The organism is Caulobacter segnis, assembly GCF_003243465.1.
Classification (GTDB): domain Bacteria; phylum Pseudomonadota; class Alphaproteobacteria; order Caulobacterales; family Caulobacteraceae; genus Caulobacter; species Caulobacter segnis_A.
Genome location: NZ_QFQZ01000036.1, coordinates 15,465 through 33,564, shown reverse-complemented (window position 1 = coordinate 33,564; position 18,100 = coordinate 15,465). Strand labels below are relative to the sequence as shown.

The following is an 18,100-nucleotide window of genomic DNA, read 5'->3' as shown; positions in this document are numbered from 1 at the left end:
ATCCATTTGAGCCCCGTGCGCCGTCTTCGTCAAGCGGCCACGAAAAAAGGGACGCCTTGCGACGTCCCCTCATCGTGTTGGCGATCCTGCTCGATCAGCCGGCCAGCGCCGCCTTGACCGCCGCGAGGCCCTCTTGAGCCTTGCTGTCGTCGGGCGCGCCGCCCTGGGCGAAGTCGGCCTTGCCGCCCGCGCCCTGCCCGCCCATGGCGATCACGGCGGCCTTGGCGAGGTCGGCGGCGCTGAACTTGGCCGTCAGGTCGGCGGTGACCGCCACGGTGACAGCGGCCTTGCCGTCCGACGTGCCGACCAGGGCCACGACGCCCGAGGTCAGCTGCTTCTTGAACTCCTCGGCCACGCCGCGCAGCTCCTTGCCGCCGACGCCGTCCAGGACGCGGGCGATCAGGGCCGTTCCGTTCACATCTTCCGGACCCGAGGCCGCGCCGCCGCCGCCCAGGGCCAGCTGCTTCTTGGCCTCGGCCAGTTCCTTCTCGAGACGCTTGCGGTCGGCGATCAGGGCGTCGACGCGCGCGGCCACCTCGGCGACCGGGGTCTTGAACTGGTCGGCCAGCGACTTGGCCACGCCCGCCTGGTCCAGCAGGAAGCGACGGGCCGCCTCGCCGGTCAGGGCCTCGATGCGGCGCACGCCGGCCGCGACGCCCTGCTCGGAGACGATCTTGAAGAGGGCGATGTCGCCGGTGCGGGCCACGTGGGTGCCGCCGCACAGCTCGACCGAATAGGCCTTGGCCTCGTCGGTCAGCGACTTGCCCAGGGTCAGCACGCGGACGCTGTCGCCGTACTTCTCGCCAAACAGCGCCACGGCGCCGGCCTCGATGGCCTCCTGCGGGGCCATTTCCTTGGTCTCGGCCGGGACGTTCTGGCGGATCACTTCATTGACCTCGGCCTCGATCTTGTCGAGCTCCTCGGCCGTCAGCGGACCGCCGTGGCTGAAGTCGAAGCGCATGCGCTCGCCGTCGACCATCTGGCCTTTCTGGGCGACGTGCGGACCCAGCACGTGGTGCAGGGCGGCGTGCACCAGGTGGGCGGCCGAGTGGTTGGAGCGGGTGGTGTGGCGGCGCTCGGCGTCGACCGAGGCCACGACCTGATCGCCGACCTTCAGATCGCCCGACAGCTCGACGCGGTGAACATAGAGCTCGCCGGCCTGCTTCTGGGTGTCGATCACGCGGTTCTCGCGGCCATTGGCCTCGAGCACGCCCTGGTCGCCGGCCTGGCCGCCGCTCTCGGCGTAGAAGCTGGTGCGGTCCAGCAGGACCTCGACGGTCTGGCCGCCGACGGCGCTCTCGACCTCGGCGCCGTCCAGGACGATCGCCTTCACCACGCCCGTCGTCTCGGTGGTCTCGTAGCCGACGAAGTCCGTCGCGCCGTTCTTTTCCTTGATCGCGAACCAAGCGGCGGCCGCGCCTTGCTGGCCGGAGCCCGCCCAGTTGGCGCGCGCCATCTCGCGCTGCTTCTGCATCGCCGCGTCGAAGCCGTCGGTGTCGACCGTCAGACCCTTGGCGCGCACGGCGTCCTGGGTCAGGTCCAGCGGGAACCCGTAGGTGTCATAGAGCTTGAAGGCGGTCTCGCCGTCCAGCACGCCGCCGGCCGACAGGTTGGCGGTCGCCTCGTCCAGAAGGCCCATGCCGCGGCCCAGGGTCGTGCGGAAGCGCTCTTCTTCCTGGCGCAGGGTCTCGACGATCGACGCCTCGGCGCGGCGCAGCTCCGGATAGGCCTGGCCCATCTCTGCGACCAGGGTCGGCGCCAGACGGTGCATCAGCGGCTCCTGCGCGCCCAGCAGATAGGCGTGGCGCATGGCGCGGCGCATGATGCGGCGCAGGACGTAGCCGCGGCCTTCGTTCGAGGGCGAGACGCCATCGGCCAGCAGGAACGAGGACGAACGCAGGTGGTCGGCGATCACGCGGTGCGACGGGGCCTGGGCGCCCTCGGCCTTGACGCCGGTCAGCTCGACCGAGGCCGCGATCAGGGTCTTGAACAGGTCGATGTCGTAGTTGTCGTGCTGGCCTTGCAGCACGGCCGCGATCCGCTCCAGGCCCATGCCGGTGTCGATCGAGGGCTTGGGCAGCGACACGCGCTCGCCGCCGGCCAGTTGCTCGAACTGCATGAACACGAGGTTCCAGATCTCGATGAAGCGGTCACCGTCCTCATCGGGGCTGCCCGGAGGGCCGCCGGCAATGCCTTCGCCGTGGTCGTAGAAGATTTCCGAGCACGGGCCGCAGGGGCCGGTGTCGCCCATGGACCAGAAGTTGTCGCTGGTCGGGATGCGGATGATGCGGTCCTCGCCGAGACCCGCGATCTTCTTCCACAGGTCGGCCGCCTCGTCGTCGGTGTGGTAAACCGTGACCAGCAGCTTTTCCTTGGGCAGCTTGAACTCGCCGGTCAACAGGGTCCAGGCGTGGTGGATCGCCTGTTCCTTGAAGTAGTCGCCAAACGAGAAGTTGCCCAGCATCTCGAAGAAGGTGTGGTGGCGGGCGGTGTAGCCGACGTTGTCGAGGTCGTTGTGCTTGCCGCCGGCGCGGACGCACTTCTGCGAGCTGGCCGCGCGCGGATGGGCCGGCGTCTCGGCGCCGGTGAAGACGTTCTTGAACGGCACCATGCCGGCGTTGACGAACAGCAGGGTCGGATCGTTCTGCGGCACCAGCGGCGCGGACGGAACCACCGCGTGGTCGGCCTTGCCGAAGTAGTCGAGGAAGGTGCTGCGGATCTCGTTCAGGCTGGGCATGAGCGTCTCAAGTCTGGCGTACCGGTCCGGCGAGCGGCCGGGAGTCGGCCGCTGCATAGCGCGGTTTTTAGCGAAGGGGAAACGACTCGGAAAATGGGGAGTCGCGTTCGCGGTGAAAAGGCGGGTTCACGCCGCCGGGCCGGTCGCCGGCGGCGGACGGATCAAGCGTCCCGCGACCTGTCGCGGACGGTGGCGACTTAGCGGCGGTCTAGCGGTTATCGGTCCAGGGCTTGGGCGCACTGGCCGTGGCGGACAGCAGGCCTGTCAGGGTCTGAGTGACGACGAAGCTCGCCACGGGCGTCAGCTCCGATGTACCTTGCCGGTACAGGACAACCAGGTAGTCGCCGATCGGCCGCCAGCCCACGCCGCCGATCCCCACCCGCGCGACCATCGGCTCGCCATCGAGGCTGACCACCGTCGCGGTCACCGTGTCGCTGAAGTCGGTGAACTGCGTCTTGGCCGCCTGCCCGAACGTCGGGAGACTGTCGGCGCCGGCCATGTCGCGCTCGGCCAACCGCTTGGCGGCGGTCATCAGCGCGGGGTGGCGGCGGGCGACCGCGATCGGAGCCGCTGAGGCCAGCGATGGCTCCGAGACGCCGCGGCTCCGCGCCAGGGCGCTGGCCAGCTGGGACGCCAGCGGCGCCGCGCCCCGGCGAAGCGTCAGATCAGCGCCGAACGCCTCGGTGACCGTGAAGGCGTCGCGATAACGGACCGAGAGCCGGCACGCCGGACGCCAGCCTTGCCGCCACGGCGTGATCTCGGCGTCGAAGCCTGGGAGCGGCCCATCAATTGCGTCCTGCTGCACCAGCACCGGGACATGGTTCATCGCGCCGACACTTCGGCTGGATGTCCAACAGAGATCGGTGAACGCCGGCGGGGCCGGCAAGGTCACCGCACGTCCACGCTCCAGGCGGAAGAACACATCGCGCGTGCAGTTGGCCGTGCCCTCACGGCGCTCGGCCCGCCAGACGCCGGGCGATAGCACGGACAACGCCACGCCGCCCCCAGGTTCGATGTCGAGCAGCCGTTCGGCCGCCGCCCGGACAGCGGCGGGCGGCGAAGTGACCGCGGGGCGGGCCGTCAGGGTCGGCGCCAACAGGTGATCGGCGTCGAGCTTGAGGAAGTTCGGGAGGGTTCGGGCGCGTTGCCGCACCTGCTCGGCCAGTTGGCGACAGGGGGCCCGCTGATCCTGGGGCGCCGCCAGCAAGGCGGTCGGAAGTCCAGCGATCGCCATCGCCACAAGCATCGAACGCATCATCTCGCCTCCGCCCTAAGGTTGTGCGCCGTGCCCCCTTTGGGAGCAAGATGAAGATCGTGCGGCGGCGACGTCCTCGGCCCTGGCCGCCCGCCTCGCCGCCTTTTCAAAGAAAATAGGCCGCCTGGCATGGGGTCCAGGCGGCCTGATCGCGGCCGTCGCGGCGGTGGGGCCGCGGGCGTGTTGAAGGCGGGGACCGCCCGTGGCTGATGCGAGGGCCGCGAAACCCTGGAACAGGCCCCGGAGCGAGAGGCTCCCAGCAGCTGTTCCGAAGCTCTTTCGACGAGGAGCCGGGATCTGGCTCCTCGCAAAGGCGCTTGCGCGAGGCCTATTCTTCCTCGCCCTCCTCGGGACCGCCGACCAGAAGCTCTTCCTCGATCTTCTGCGACGACTTGCGGACAGCCGCCTCGATGCTCTTGGCGATGTCGGGATTGTTCTTCAGGAACTCGCGGACGTTGTCGCGGCCCTGGCCGATACGCTGGCTACCGTACGAGAACCACGAGCCGGCCTTCTCGATGATGCCGGCCTTGACGCCCAGGTCGATCACTTCGCCCAGCTTGGAGATGCCCTCGCCGTACATGATGTCGAACTCGACCTCGCGGAACGGCGGGGCCACCTTGTTCTTGACCACCTTCACGCGGACGTTGTTGCCGATGATCTCGTCACGGACCTTCACCGAGCCGGTACGGCGGATGTCCAGGCGCACCGAGGCGTAGAACTTCAGCGCGTTGCCGCCCGTGGTCGTCTCGGGGCTGCCATACATCACCCCGATCTTGTGACGGATCTGGTTGATGAAGATGACGATGGTGTTGGCCTTGTTGATCGAGGCGGTCAGCTTGCGCAGCGCCTGGCTCATCAGGCGCGCTTGCAGGCCCGGCAGGCTGTCGCCCATCTCGCCTTCGATTTCGGCCTTCGGGGTCAGGGCCGCCACGGAGTCGACGACGACGATATCGACCGCGCCCGACCGCACCAGGGTGTCGGTGATCTCGAGCGCCTGCTCGCCGTTGTCGGGCTGGGAGACCAGCAGGTTGTCGAGATTGACGCCCAGCTTGTGCGCATAGGACGGGTCCAGAGCATGCTCGGCGTCGACGAAGGCGGCGGTGCCGCCAGCCTTCTGCACCTCGGCCACGACGTGCAGGGCCAGGGTGGTCTTGCCCGAGCTTTCCGGTCCGTAGACCTCGATGATCCGCCCTTTGGGCAGGCCGCCGATGCCGAGCGCGATGTCGAGACCCAGCGAGCCGGTGGAAACCGACTCCATCTCGACCTTGCCCTTTTCGCCCAGCTTCATCACCGAGCCCTTGCCGAACGCGCGGTCGATCTGGGCGAGAGCCGCCTCTAGCGCGCGTTGCTTATCGCCTTCTTCCTTGGCCACGAGTTTCAAAGCCGCCTGACTGGTCATTGTTGGTCCGCCCTCTATCCCATGATTCCGGTGGGCCGCTCGGGCGCTTGCGGCGCCGCGTCTCAACGACCTGTGGAACACCCTTAATGCGTACCGCCTTTGTTCCATGTTCGCAAGATGTTCCGCAACAAAGAAACGACCGTTTCTGACGTGGGCCGAAACCGCGCTGGAACCCAGATCGAGCCAAGCATGTCTCGCCGGGCAACCGCTCCTTAAGCCCTGTGTGGAAGGGTACTGGCACGTCTTGGAGTAGAGCGCCCTTGTCGATCGATCCACGCCGCCTTCTGGGCCTGGCCTTCGCCAGCGCGGACCTCTTAGTGGAGCTGCGCGACGGCCAGGTGCGCCTGGCGCTCGGCGCCGCCCAACGCCTTGTGGGCCGCAGCGAGGCGGCGCTGATGAACACGGCCTGGAGCGATCTGTTCCATCCCGACGACCGCCCCCTGATGGATACGGTCCTGGCCTGCGCCAACGACGGCCTTCGCCGCGGGCCGATCGTCCTGCGCCTGGCCGAGGACGAGACACGCTCCGTCGGCGTCACCCTGCGCGCCCTGCCCGAGAACGGCGGCCGCATCTCCTGCGCGATCACCACCGCCCATGCCCTTGCGCCCGCCCTCAAGCCTGGCGAGCTGCAGCCGCGCGAAGCGTTCGACGACATCGCCAAGGGCCTGTTCGAGGCCGCGCGCGTGACGGGCGTGGAGCTCGAGCTGGCGATGATCGAATTTTCCGGCCTGGGCGCCCTGCGCGACGGCCTCTCGCCCAGCGAGGCGGCGGAGCTGGACGTGCGCGTGGCCGGCGCGGTGCGGGCCGAGTCGCACGGCGGCTCGGCCGCGACGCGCTTGTCGGAGGATCGCTTCGCCCTGGTCAGGACGCGCGATAATCCGCAGGAGAACATGCTCCAGCGCCTGTCGGCGCTGGTCAGTACGCCGGCGATGGCCCAGGTCGTGCCGCTGGAAAGCCCGGGAAACTCGGCGCGCGCCCTTCGCGCGCTGCGCTACGCCCTGGACGACTTCCTCCGCGAGGGCGTCAAGGGCGCGCCCCGCGCCAGCCTGAACGACGCGATGAACCGGTCCGTCAAGCGCACCCTAGCCCAGGCCGGCGCGCTGGGCGCCATCGTGAGTCAGCGGCGGTTCAGCCTGGCCTTCCAGCCTGTCGTCACCCTGGCTTCGGGCCTGGCGCACCACCACGAGGTCCTCGTGCGCTTCGAAGACGGCGCCAGCCCCTTCGCGATGATCAAGATGGCCGAGGAATTCGACCTGATCGAGGAACTGGACAAGGCCGTCGTCGAGCAGGTGGTCAAGCGGCTGGCCGTCAACACCGATCGGTCGCTGAGACTGGCGGTGAACATTTCCGGCCGCACGATCGGCAGCGACACCTTCATCGACGAGGTCGGTCGCCTGCTGGCCCGCTTCGACGAGGCCAAGGGTCGCCTGATCTTCGAGATCACCGAGACGTCCGAGATCGACGACCTGGCGTTCGCCAACCAGAACATCCAGGCCCTGCGCGCCATGGGCTCGATGGTCTGCCTCGACGACTTTGGCGCGGGCTCCGCCTCGTTCGCCTATCTGCAGCGCCTGAACCTGGACATCGTCAAGATCGACGGACGCTATGTCCGCGAGCTGGCCGACAACAGCCGCGACGGCGCCATGATCCGACACCTGGTGCAGATGTGCCGGGACCTCAAGATCCGCACGGTGGCCGAGATGGTCGAGACGCCGGAGGTCGAGGACATCGTCCGCAACGCGGGCGTCGACTTCGCCCAGGGCTGGCTTTACGGCAAGGCCTCGGAGAAGCCCTCCCCCGCCCTGCGCACCACCGCCCCGGTTCGCGCCGTGGCGCGCCGCGCCGGCGCTTCGGAGAGCTGGGGCTAGGGCCGCACGCCCTTGCCGTCGCACGTCAGGCCTTGCCGCCGTTGGCCACGATATAGTCGTCGATGACCTGCTCGAGCACCGTCAGCGGCATGCTGCCCGACAGCAGGCCCGCGTCGTGGAAGGCGCGGATGTCGAACCGCTTGCCCAGCGCCTTCTGGGCCTTGGCGCGGGCGCGCAGCCAGACGATCTTGCCGATCATGTAGCTGCAGGCCTGGCCCGGCCACACGACATAGCGCTCGATCTCGGTGATCGACCCGCTCTCCTCGTCGCCCATGGTCTCGGCCATGTACTTGACCGCCTGCTCGCGGCTCCACCTCTTGTGGTGCATGCCGGTGTCGACCACCAGGCGCACCGCGCGGAACAGGGCGTCGTGCAGCATGCCCAGATGGCCGCGCGGATCGGTCTTGTAGACGCCCATCTCCACGGCAAGTTCCTCTGCGTAGAGCGCCCAGCCCTCGTCATAACCTGAGAACCCCACGCTTTTGCGCAGCATGGGCAGCCCCTTGGCCTCGTTGGACAGCGATCCCTGCAGGTGGTGGCCCGGGACGCCCTCGTGGGCCGTCAGGGTGGCCAGGATGTACCTTGGCTGCTCGACCGTGTCGCGCAGGTTGATCCAGTAGATTCCGGGTCGTTTGCCGTCCAGCGACGGCGAATTGTAGTAGCCGGCCGGGGCGCCCGCCTCGGTCGCCTTCGGGACGCGGCGGATCTCCAGCGGCGCCTTTGGCAACTGACCGAAATAGGCCGGCAGCTGCTTCTGGATCCAGGCGGCCTTGTCGTTCAGGTCCTTGATCAGCTGGTCCTTGGCCGCGTCGGTGTTCGGATAGATGTCCTGGCCCAGCTGGCGCATCCGCTCGCCGACCGTGCCCTTCGTCATGCCGATGGTCTTGAACAGCTTGTCGGCCTGGCCCTCGATCGACTTGACCATGTCGAGGCCCAGCTGGTGGATCTCGTCCGGCGTCAGGGTCGAGGTCGTGTAGGTCTTCAGCGAGAGCGCGTAGTAGTCGGCGCCGTCCTTCAGTCGCCAGACGCCCGCGTCGTGGTTGGCCTTTGGGCGGATGCTCTCCATCAGCGCGATCTGGCGCTTGAGGGCGGGAAGGACGGAGGTCTCGTAGATCTTCGTGGCCTCGCCCGCCCAGTCGCCCGCGATGTTCTTTTCTCGGGCTCGGCGCGCGAGCGACGTCACCAGCGGGGCGTCGGCGGTCGGCGTGGTCGCGAAGGCCCGCATCTGGACCAGGGTCTTGTCGATGATGAAGTCCGGCGGGATGACGCCGTCGGCGATGTCGCGCCTGGCGATGGACGTCTCCTGGTCCATCAGCCGGGCGAACCCTTCCATGCGCGCCAGATAGGCGTCCGCGTCGGCCTTGGTCTCGATGCTGTGCTGGGTGTCCAGGAAGTCGGGGATGGACATGTAGCTGCCCGTCAGCTGGCTCAGCACATAGGGCGCGCCCGAGCCGCCGCCGGCATAGGTGAACTTGCGATTGCCCTCGTCGCGCACGGACGTCACGAATTCGATCGTGTCGTAGTTCACCGCGTCCATGCCCTTCAGGGCGCGGCGGTCGATGGCGCGCAGGGCGGCCAGTTGCTTCGCTGTGATGGCCGCGCCCGCCTCGATGGCGGCGAACGATCGGTCGCCGAGCAGGGCCTTGGTCCAGGCCAGATCACCGCTGTCGAGGCCAAGGGCCGCGGCGGTTTCCGGCGACCGGCGAAGCTGGACCGCCATCATCTCGTCGAACAGGGCGTTCAGCCTGGCGGCCTCGCCCTCGCGGGCCAGGGCCAGGGACGGCAGGCCGCCGGTCGCGGCGAAGCCGGCGGCGGCGGAGGCGAACATCATCTGACGGCGATTGAGCAAGGTTTTCCTCCCCTGGGAACACTTTTGAGGACGAAGCCGTGAGACCGCCGCCAAGAGCGGGCCAAACTAATGCCGAGTCACGACGCCGCGTCCAGCCGAACCGCTCACGCCAGCGTCACGAACACCTCGTTCTCGATCACCCACTGGCCGGTGACCTTCTTCCAGGTGGCCAGGTAGGTCCCGGACTGCTCGGGCGCGTCCTTCCAGGATCCGACCCAGCGGCCGCGCTCGGCGGCGCGGCTCCCCTCGACGTTGAGGGTGATGTCCTCGGTCGTGCGGACATAGGCGATGAAGCCTCGCTCGGCGAACTGTCCGGCGAAGGCCGCCAGCACGTCCTCGGCGCCCAGCAGCAGCGAGCCGTCGCCGGCGATCACCGTGACGCGCGGATCGAAGAAGGGCTTCAGACGCGCGGCGTCCTTGGCGGCGATCAGCTTGTTGGTCAGCTTGCGACGGGCGGCGATGGCGTCGGCGGGCGAGGTCATGGGCTCTTTCCTGAGGCTCTGGCCCGTGTAGCCTGCCCTCCGCCCGAACCGCAAACAGGCTATCGATGCCCGCCCCCGTGCTGATCACCGCTCGCCTGACCCTGGCGCCGCCGACCCTGGCCGATTTCGAGGACAGCCGGACCATGTGGGCCGATCCCGTCGTCACCCGCCACCTCGGCGGCCGTCCGTTCACGGACGAGGAAAGCTGGACGCGGCTGTTGCGCGCGCGCGGCCTCTGGGACGTCATGGGCTTCGGCTACTGGGCGGTGCGCGAGACCTCGACCGGCCGTTATGTCGGCGAGGTCGGCTTTGCGGACCTGCGCCGCGAACTCGAGCCCAGCCTCGACGGCCTGCCCGAGATGGGGTGGGTGCTGACCGCCTGGTCGCACGGCCAGGGCTTTGGAACCGAGGCGGTCCGCGCCGGGCTCGCCTGGATCGACGAAACCCTGGCGCCGGACGTCGTGCCCTGCATCATCGGCGTGGAGAACGCCGCCTCGATCGCCTTGGCGGTGAAGACTGGGTTTCGCGCAAAGACGCACGCGACCTATCGCGGATCGCCGATCCTGATGATGGAGCGGCGCCCTGATCCAGCCTAGGCTTCCGCGACCTCGGCTCCAGCCGCTTCCACGAAACGCTTGGCCTGGGCGATCCAGGCGTCACGTTCGGCGCGGCCCTTGAGGGCCAGCTTCAGGTCGATCTCGGCCAGCGTCGCGGGTGTCCATTCCGCGATCTGCTGGAAGCGCGTGACCCCCAGCTCGGCCAGGGCGGTGGCCAGCTTGGGACCGACGCCGACCAGTCGCGTCAGGTCGTCGGCGACGGTCACCGCAGCGGCGACGACGGGCTCGACCACCTCAGCCGGAGGCTCTTCCGCCGGGGCGGCGATCTCGGGCTCCAGCGCCACGGTTTCAGCGACAGCGTCATTGGCCGCATCGACGGCCGCAACCGCGCTCTCGGCCACGATGGAAGCCGTCTCCTCGGCCGCGTCCATCACCGTTTCGGCCGCCTCGACCGCGTCGACGAGGACCTCTTCGGGCGCGACGACTTCGGGGACAAAGGCTTCCAAGATCGGCTCCGGCGCCGCCTCGAAGATCGCCTCGGACTCCAGGGCCGGGGCGACAGGCTCGGGCGCCAGCGCCATCAGCGCTTCCAGGTTGACGGCTTCGCGCCAGCGCGAGGCCCACCACCAGTAGGCGGCGCCCGCGACGGCCGCGCCGCCGAACATCAGCCACAGCGGCGACGCCGCGCCGACCACGACGCGAGGGGCCAGCTGAGGCTCGATGGCGTCGGAATTTACTTCGGGAAAGAACGAGGACGAGGAAACCATGGGGCGCTCCCGGCTGCCGCGATTTTGTGCGCCGCAGCATAACACAGAAACCACGTTCGCAAGCGCGAAAATAATGACGTTACGTCAGCTGAGCCCGACCATCTTCAATAGTACGCCGGCGGCGATCATCACGCCGATCATCGCCAGCATCGGCAGACGGCTCGCCAAGGCCAGCGCCAAGACGGTCAGGCCAAGGGCGGCGTAGTCGAGGCTCGCGGGGTCCGGGAGCAGCACCCTGACCGGGCCCGCCTCCAGCGTCTGGCCGGAACGGAACAGCAGGTGCAGGGCGAACCACAGGGCCAGCTGCCCGATCACGCCGACGGCGGCGGCCGAGATCAGGGCCAGGGCGCGGGCCGGACTGGGGCGCCGCCCCCAGCGCTCGAACAGCGGTCCGCCCGCGAAGATCCACAGGAACGAGGGGGCGAAGGTCGTCCAGGCGGCCATCAGCCCTCCTAGGATCGCCAGGACCCAGGCCCACTCCGGAGCGGCGGTCTGGAACGCGCCGACGAAGCCGACGAAGACGAAGACCAGGATCAGCGGGCCCGGCGTGGTCTCGGCCAGGCCCAGGCCATCCAGCATCTGGGTCGCCGTAAGCCAGCCGAACGCCGAGGCCGCCTGCCCCAGATAGGCCAACGCCGCATAGGCGCCGCCGAAGCTGATCGCCGCCAGACCGCCGAACGCCAGTCCCATCCAGGCCAGGGTCGATCCCGGCGCCAGCAGCCAGGCCAGACCAATCGGCGCAAGCCATAGGACTAGGCAAGCGAGCGCCGTCCGCCCCTGCCCCCTCGTCGGCGACGTCGGGTCGGCGACGGGCTCGGACACATCCTTTGCCGACAGCCAGCCCAGCACGCCCGCGCCCAGCACCACCAGCGGGAACGGCACGGCCGTGAAGGCCAGGAGCAGGAAAGCGGCGCCGCAGACGAAGGCCGACATGCGGTCCTTGACCGCCCGCTTGCCGATCTTCAGCAGGGCCTGCAGCACCAGCGCCACCACGGCGGCCTTCAGGCCCAGCAGCACCGGCGCGGCCCAGTCCGAGCGGCCATGGACGACGTACAGGGCCGACAGGCCTAGCATTACCAGAAGGCCCGGCAGGACGAACAGCAGCCCCGCCGCCACGCCGCCTCGGATCCCGTGCAGGCGCCAGCCCAGCCAGGTCGCCAGCTGCTGAGCCTCGGGCCCGGGCAGCAGCATGCAGAAGCTCAAGGCCCGCGCGAACTCGTCCTCGTCGACCCAGTCGCGGCTCTCGACGACTTCCTTGTGCAGCAGGGCGATCTGCCCAGCGGGCCCGCCAAAGCCCAGCAGGCCGATCTTCAGCCAGACCGGCAGGGCTTCAGCAAGGCTGGGAGCCGCCTTGAGCTTCACGTCAGGCGCGCCAGACGCGGGAGCGCCCGCCGGCCTCGCCCAGGCGCGCGGCGATCCAGTCGCCGGCCTCGGCCGCCGCCGCCTCGACGCTGGCCGGCGCGCCGATCATCACCATCGCGCTGCCGTTCATCTTCATCGGGTCGATCAGGGGCCTCAGGCGGAGTTCGGCGACTAGCAGGTCCTTCGTGACGGTTTCCATCGCGCGGATAAAGGCGTCGAACGTCTCCAGGTCCTTGATCGGCAGCCAGATCGCCAGGGCCGCGTCCGGCGCGCGCTTGAGAGCCGCCCGGGTGGTCTCGGCGATCCGGCTGTAGTCGTCCGGCCGCTCGAACGGCGGGTCGATCAGTACGAAAGCCCGCCCGCCCCGGCCCGCCTGGGCGGCGGCGGTGGCGAAGCCGTCGGCCTCCAAGGCCTGGGCGTTGGCGTAGGGCGCCAGGGTCTTCGCCAGCAACAGCCCATCGTCCGGCCGCAGCTCGCAGCCCGCATAGCGGTCGCCCTGGCGCAGCGCGCGGGCGATCAGCAGCGGCGAGCCCGGATAGAGATCGCCGGCCTGGCCGCTGTTGATCTTCAGCGCCGCCGCAAGCAACGGCCCAAACACCGCCGGCGCATCGCTGGCCGCCTTAAGGCGGAAGATCCCGGCCTGCGCCTCGCCGGACCGCCGCGCCATCTCTCCGGAGAGGTCATAGGCGCCCGCGCCGGCATGGGTGTCGATCACCGACAGGGCGCGGCTCTCGTCCTGCAAAGCCGAAAGCATGGCCAGCAGGATCGCGTGCTTGTGCAGGTCGGCGAAGTTGCCGGCGTGGAAGGCGTGGCGGTAATTCATCTCGTTCCCTACCACGCCCCGTGCGCGCGGCCAGCTTCCTGCAGCTCTTCGATCATCTTGGCCTTCAAGGCCTCGGGGCCGACGATCTGGATCTTGTCGCCCCAGGTGAACAGGTGCCAGGCCAATTCGCGCATCCCGCCCGCGCGGAAGGTGACCAGCACCGAGCCGTCGGCCTCCGGCGTCACCGTCTGGGTCGCGTGGAAGCGCCAGCGCAGCGCGTCCTCGGCGCCCTCGGGCCGGATGCGCAGGACCACGTCCTGGATCTCGTCGTGATAGATGCCGAAGCTCTCGTCGGCGAAGGCCTGCAGCGAGAAGTCCTCGGGCGGCGAGGCTGGCTTGTCGAGCACCTTCAGGTCGCTCATCCGGTCCAGGCGCCAGGAGCGCGGCTTGCCGCCCTGTCCCTCCAACGCCACCAGATAGTTGCTGCGGCCGAACAGGACGCCCAGCGGCGTCACCTCCCGCGTCCGCCCGGGCGTGCTGCCGCCTTCGTAGCGGAACGACAGGGCCTGGAGGCCTTTGATGGCGGCGCGGATCGCCGACAGCACGGCCGCATCCTCGAAGGGCCGCGGTCCGGCGTGGATGGCGATGGTCTCGGCCTGCACCAGCGCCTCGACGTCGGGGGCCACGCGCCGGCGGGCCGAGCCGCGCAGCGCCGCCAGCAGCTTGGCCTCGAGGGCGTAGAGCGACGCCGCCCGGGCGTCGGCGCCGGAGGCCTTGTAGCCGTCGGCCGCCGTGCGCAATGCCGCCAGCTCCTCGGCGGTCGGCGTCTGGAACACGCCGTCCAGGCCCGAGGGGATGCGGAACCGCTTGGTCGGCGGGTCGTCGATGGCCTCCATCTGGGGAAAGGCCGCCCAGACGGCGTCGCGCATCCGCTCGGCGGTCCGACGGCCAACGCCGAGCGCCTGGGCCATCTCGTCCAGGGTCAAGCCTTCGGCGGATCCGGCCAGCATCCGGGCCAGGTGCAGAAGACGGGTGGCTTTCTCGTGTCGCATGGGCTGCGCTTATACGACCGTTTCTGTCGCAGCGCGCGAACAATCTTCAAGCGTCGAGATTGGACACCGCCTGAGGAGCCCTTGATGTCGCGCTTCGCCTGTTCCCCCTGGGCCGTCGCCCCCGTCAACGCCGCCATGATCTCGGCGGTGCTCGACTATGCCGACATCCACCGGGACCTGGGCGGCGGCCGCACCCTGCGCCGGGTCAGCCACGAACGCGCCGCCAGGGCCGACATCTTCCTGCTGCTGGGCCGTGACGCCGCCCGGGTCACCGACATCAGCCTGGTCTGGGACGACCGCGAGGACCAGATCGTGCGGATCACCGACGACGCCGAGCTGCGCGATTCCCGCCTGACCGCCTGGGAGCAGGCGTTCGAGCTTTTCGAGACTGAAGCCACCGACGAGATGGCCGAGCCCATGCGCCTTTGCGCGTAGCGTTCAGAGCGCCTTGCCCATCCGGATCAGCGGGACCCGATAGCCGCTTGAGGTCTCGGCCTCGAAGGGCTCGATGTCCTGATAGCCGCAGGCGCGATACAGCGGAACGCCGCCCATCGTCGCGGCCATTTCGGCGCGCGTGAACCCTTCCGCCCGCGCCGCGGCCTCGCAGGCGTCGAGGACCATGCGGCCGACGCCTTTTCGCGTGTGATCAGGGTGGGTGTACATCGCCCGCACGCGCGCGGCGTCCTTGGCGGGATCCAGCAGGGCCGCGTCGCGACCAGCGGAGTGGTCGCCGCCGAACAGCGTCGCGCGCCGGCTCCAGCCGCCGCAGCCGGCGATCGCCTCGCCTTCCTCGACCACGAAATAGGTGCCGTCGGCGATCAATTGGGTGTCCAGGCCCATCACCTCATAGGACGCCGTGACGCCCTCGGGCGGCAGGAAGGCGGGCAACAGCTCGCCGATCGCCCGATCCATCAAGGCCGACAGGATGGGCATGTCCTCGGGCCGGGCGAGGCGAAGGCGGAGGGCGGCGGGTGCTGAGGTCATGAGATTCTAATCATCGAGGGCCGAAGCAGGAGAAAAACAAGGATTCGGCGAGTCCGCGAGGATCTTTCCGCCCCGCACAGCGATCGCTCAATAACCTGTGCAGGCGCCCATTGGTCGGGCGTCGAACAGCTCCGTGAACGTCTCGACTGAAAACGGATTGCGCGGCGCAAGCGTGAATTTCGAGATAGCCGCGTTCCGGTCAAACGGCCGGGCAAAGCCGGGCGCACAAGACGCCGCCCGGCCAAGAACAAGGGCGGCTATTGATGAGTGGTTTGGATGCGGTGGCGGCGGGTGGCGTACTCACGCGCCGGCGTTTCTTCGAGAGTCTGGCGGCGGTCGGCGGCATGTCGCTGGTCCTGTCGGGGATGGAGGCCCTGGGCTTCAGCCAGGCTTCGGCCACCGAGCTGCCACCGACGCTGACCGGCGGGGCCAAGAACACCAAGATCGTGATTCTGGGCGCGGGCCTGGCGGGCATGACCGCCGCCTACGAGCTCAGCAAGGCCGGCTATCAGGTGCAGGTGCTGGAGGCGCGCTCATTCGCCGGCGGCCGCTGCCAGACCGCACGCAAGGGTTTTAAGCACACCGACCTGATCGGCAACACCCAGACCTGCGAGTTCGACGAGGGCCACTACATCAACCACGGCCCGTGGCGGATCCCGTACCACCACCGCTCGACCCTGCACTACACTAAGCAGTTCGGCGTGCCGCTGGAGAGCTTCGTCAACGACAACGACGCGTCCTACGTCTATTTCGAGAAGGCCTCCGGGCCGCTGGCCGGCAAGCCGGTGCGCAAGGGCGAGATCGCCGCCGACATCCGCGGCTACACCGCCGAGGTGGTGGCCAAGGCCGCCAGCCAGGGCCAACTCGACGCGCCGCTCTCGGGCCTCGATCGCGAGAAGTTCATCGCCTACCTCGTCACCGAGGGCCGGCTCTCGAAGTCCGACCTGACCTACAAGGGCACCGAAGGGCGGGGCTTTTCGGTCAGTCCTGGCGCCGGCGTCGATCCGGGTCCTGGCAAGGAGCTGCCGCCGTTCGCCTTCAAGGACGTGCTGGACAGCAACGCCTGGCGGGTGCTGAGCTCGGTGACCGGCTTCGAGCAGCAGCGCACCATGCTGCAGCCGATCGGCGGCATGGACCAGATCGCCAAGGCCTTCGAGAAGCAGGTCGCGCCGATGATCCGCTATTCGACGGTCGTCGAGAAGATCAAGCAATCGCCCAACGGCGTGACGGTGTCGTTCAAGGGCGCCGACGGCAAGCCCGGCGAGGTCACCGCCGACTATTGCCTGTGCACCATTCCGCTGAGCGTTCTCAAGCAGATCGACCTCGACGCCTCGGCGCCGTTCAAGGCGGCGATGTCGGGCGTCTCCTATGCGCCGGTCAACAAGATCGGCCTGCAGATGAAGAGCCGGTTCTGGGAAGACAAGCACCACATCTATGGCGGCCACGTCTATACCGACTTGCCGGGCATCGGCTCGATCACCCTGCCCTCCTACGGCTGGCAGGGGCAGAAGGGCGTGCTGCTGGGCTACTACGCGTTCGGCGGCGAGGCGGCCAAGATCAGCGCCAAGAAGCCCGCCGATCGCGCCGCCTTCGCGGTCGCCGCCGGCCAGAAGATCTTCCCGGAATACGCCGAGAACTTCGACAACGCCTTCTCGTTCAGCTGGCACCTGGCCGAGTACAATCTGGGCGGTTGGGCCGAATGGGGGGCGAACGGCCGCAAGACGGCCTATCCCGTGCTCTGTGAACCGGACGGCCGCCTCTATCTGGCCGGCGAGCACCTGAGTTACCTAGGCGGATGGCAGGCCGGCGCCATCGAGTCGGCCTGGCAGCAGATCGCCAAGATCCACGCTCGCGTCCAACAAGCCTAGGTTCCGAGGAAACGCATGACTTTCGCCTATCGCTTCGCCGCCCTGGCGCTCGCCGGCGGTCTCGCCGCTCCGGCGATCGCGTCCGCCGACGGCAAGTCCCTGTTCATGGACAACTGCTCGGCCTGTCACCAAGCCGACGGCAAGGGCGTCAAGGGAGCCTTCCCGGCGCTGGACGGCTCGCCGCTGGTCAAGGGTCCGCCCCAGGTGGTGATCACCACGGTGCTGAACGGCCGCGCGGGCATGCCCGCCTTCAAGGACGACCTGTCCGACGCCGACCTCTCAGCCATCCTGACCTATGTCCGTGGCGCGTGGAGCAACAAGGCGGCGGCGGTCAAGGCGACCGATGTCGCTACGGCCCGCGCGTCCGTCCAGGCGGCCGCCACGGCGCGCGGCCTGCAGGCCCACTAACTCATCACAGGGAGAAGACCCCATGAAACGCCTGATCGCTCTCGCCGCCGGCCTCTGCGCCCTCGCCGGCGCCGCCCACGCCCAGGAAATCGTCCGCGGCGGCGACCCCAAGTCGGCCATCGCCAGCGTCGTCACCGTGCCGGCCGGCTACGACACCATCTACGTCTCGGGCATGACCCCGCCCGTGATCGACGAGAAGGCCACGGGCGTGGCCAAGTTCGGCGACACCAAAACCCAGACCCTCGGCGTGCTGGGCCGCATCGAGGCGGCCCTGAAGACCCAGGGGGCGACCATGGCCGACGTCGTGATGATGCGCGTCCTGCTGGTCGGCGATCCGGCCAAGGATGGCAAGATGGACTTCGCCGGCATGATGGAGGGCTACAAGACCTACTTCGGCACCGCGGCCCAACCCAACAAGCCCTCGCGGATCACCAGCCAGGTCGCCGCCCTCGTCGCTGACGGCATGCTGGTCGAGATCGAGGTCCAGGCGGCCAAGAAGAAGTAATCCGCCGAACTGTCGTCCCGGACCAGCGCGAAGCGCGCCGATCCGGGACCGCAGCGGAGGTATTCGATTTTCGCGGTCCCGGCTCTTCGCTGCGCTACGGCCGGGATGACAAGCCCAACGGCATTTCACCGTTCCGCGAAATTATTTGCGTGACAACGTTGTCAGACCGAATTCAAACGGCTATATGGAATTCAGTCCTTTCGGGCGTTTCCTCCCAATGACTCGGCCGCCTTCTCCTCCTGGG

The 18,100-nt window shown here is 68.7% G+C and carries 16 protein-coding genes; 6 read left to right on the top strand and 10 right to left on the bottom strand.

Translation table 11 applies throughout. The features are described from left to right. Positions 1-94: 94 nt before the first annotated feature. The 3 genes from alaS to recA all read right to left on the bottom strand — a co-directional run bounded on the left by alaS (position 95) and on the right by recA (position 5,391). The gene (gene alaS, locus DI526_RS12540; protein ID WP_304278279.1) at positions 95-2,737 is read right to left on the bottom strand and encodes an alanine--tRNA ligase; all 2,643 of its coding nucleotides are present in this window, start codon (positions 2,735-2,737) and stop codon (positions 95-97) included. Between the two features lie 208 nt (positions 2,738-2,945). Then, positions 2,946-3,992 carry a hypothetical protein gene (locus DI526_RS12535; RefSeq protein WP_304278276.1) on the bottom strand — a complete coding sequence of 349 codons (1,047 nt, stop codon included), beginning with the start codon at positions 3,990-3,992 and terminating at the stop codon, positions 2,946-2,948. A 328-nt stretch (positions 3,993-4,320) separates the two neighbouring features. Next, on the bottom strand, positions 4,321-5,391 hold the full coding sequence (gene recA / locus DI526_RS12530) for a recombinase RecA (protein ID WP_304278273.1): 1,071 nt from the start codon (positions 5,389-5,391) through the stop codon (positions 4,321-4,323). 260 nt (positions 5,392-5,651) lie between these two features. Between recA and DI526_RS12525 the strand changes: the two genes are divergently transcribed. Beyond that, the gene (locus DI526_RS12525) at positions 5,652-7,259 is read left to right on the top strand and encodes an EAL domain-containing protein (protein ID WP_304278271.1); all 1,608 of its coding nucleotides are present in this window, start codon (positions 5,652-5,654) and stop codon (positions 7,257-7,259) included. A 25-nt stretch (positions 7,260-7,284) separates the two neighbouring features. Here DI526_RS12525 and DI526_RS12520 read toward each other — a convergent pair whose 3' ends face one another. Both DI526_RS12520 and DI526_RS12515 read right to left on the bottom strand, forming a co-directional pair. Further along, positions 7,285-9,108 carry a DUF885 family protein gene (locus DI526_RS12520; RefSeq protein ID WP_304278267.1) on the bottom strand — a complete coding sequence of 608 codons (1,824 nt, stop codon included), beginning with the start codon at positions 9,106-9,108 and terminating at the stop codon, positions 7,285-7,287. Positions 9,109-9,212: 104 nt separating this feature from the next. Continuing rightward, positions 9,213-9,590, bottom strand: coding sequence for a nuclear transport factor 2 family protein (locus DI526_RS12515; protein WP_304278263.1), 378 nt, complete (start codon positions 9,588-9,590; stop codon positions 9,213-9,215). A 65-nt stretch (positions 9,591-9,655) separates the two neighbouring features. Here DI526_RS12515 and DI526_RS12510 point away from each other — a divergent pair, with 65 nt between their 5' ends. Next, positions 9,656-10,186 (top strand): GNAT family N-acetyltransferase, encoded by a 531-nt coding sequence (locus tag DI526_RS12510; protein ID WP_304278260.1) that lies wholly within the window; start codon positions 9,656-9,658, stop codon positions 10,184-10,186. Here the strand turns inward: DI526_RS12510 and phaH are convergent. From phaH to DI526_RS12490, 4 genes are all read right to left on the bottom strand, one after another. After that, complete coding sequence (gene phaH / locus DI526_RS12505; RefSeq protein ID WP_304278258.1) at positions 10,183-10,914, bottom strand: phasin PhaH; 732 nt, start codon at positions 10,912-10,914, stop codon at positions 10,183-10,185. The two genes, DI526_RS12510 and phaH, sit on opposite strands and share 4 nt — an antisense overlap. An 84-nt stretch (positions 10,915-10,998) precedes the next feature. After that, positions 10,999-12,276: a chromate efflux transporter gene (gene chrA / locus DI526_RS12500; RefSeq protein ID WP_304278255.1), complete on the bottom strand. Its 1,278-nt coding sequence runs from the start codon at positions 12,274-12,276 to the stop codon at positions 10,999-11,001. A 1-nt stretch (position 12,277) separates the two neighbouring features. Beyond that, positions 12,278-13,099, bottom strand: a complete 822-nt coding sequence (gene rlmJ, locus DI526_RS12495) for a 23S rRNA (adenine(2030)-N(6))-methyltransferase RlmJ (RefSeq protein WP_304278253.1) — start codon at positions 13,097-13,099, stop codon at positions 12,278-12,280. Between the two features lie 8 nt (positions 13,100-13,107). Next, positions 13,108-14,091 (bottom strand): YafY family protein, encoded by a 984-nt coding sequence (locus DI526_RS12490; protein ID WP_304278251.1) that lies wholly within the window; start codon positions 14,089-14,091, stop codon positions 13,108-13,110. Positions 14,092-14,175: 84 nt separating this feature from the next. On the opposite strand from DI526_RS12490, the gene DI526_RS12485 reads away from it, so the two are divergent. Then, entirely contained in the window at positions 14,176-14,526 is a 351-nt protein-coding gene (locus tag DI526_RS12485; protein WP_304278249.1) for a hypothetical protein, read from the top strand. A 3-nt stretch (positions 14,527-14,529) separates the two neighbouring features. On the opposite strand, the gene DI526_RS12480 is transcribed toward DI526_RS12485, so the two are convergent. Continuing rightward, on the bottom strand, positions 14,530-15,075 hold the full coding sequence (locus DI526_RS12480; RefSeq protein WP_304278246.1) for a GNAT family N-acetyltransferase: 546 nt from the start codon (positions 15,073-15,075) through the stop codon (positions 14,530-14,532). A gap of 263 nt (positions 15,076-15,338) precedes the next feature. Here DI526_RS12480 and DI526_RS12475 point away from each other — a divergent pair, with 263 nt between their 5' ends. Genes DI526_RS12475 through DI526_RS12465 form a run of 3 tightly spaced genes read left to right on the top strand, consistent with a single transcriptional unit; the run spans position 15,339 to position 17,856 of the window. Beyond that, the gene (locus DI526_RS12475) at positions 15,339-16,943 is read left to right on the top strand and encodes a flavin monoamine oxidase family protein (RefSeq protein WP_304278243.1); all 1,605 of its coding nucleotides are present in this window, start codon (positions 15,339-15,341) and stop codon (positions 16,941-16,943) included. Positions 16,944-16,958: 15 nt separating this feature from the next. Further along, positions 16,959-17,351 (top strand): cytochrome c, encoded by a 393-nt coding sequence (locus DI526_RS12470; RefSeq protein WP_304278241.1) that lies wholly within the window; start codon positions 16,959-16,961, stop codon positions 17,349-17,351. A gap of 22 nt (positions 17,352-17,373) precedes the next feature. Continuing rightward, positions 17,374-17,856, top strand: a complete 483-nt coding sequence (locus DI526_RS12465) for a RidA family protein (protein ID WP_304278238.1) — start codon at positions 17,374-17,376, stop codon at positions 17,854-17,856. The last annotated feature ends 244 nt before the right edge of the window (positions 17,857-18,100 follow it).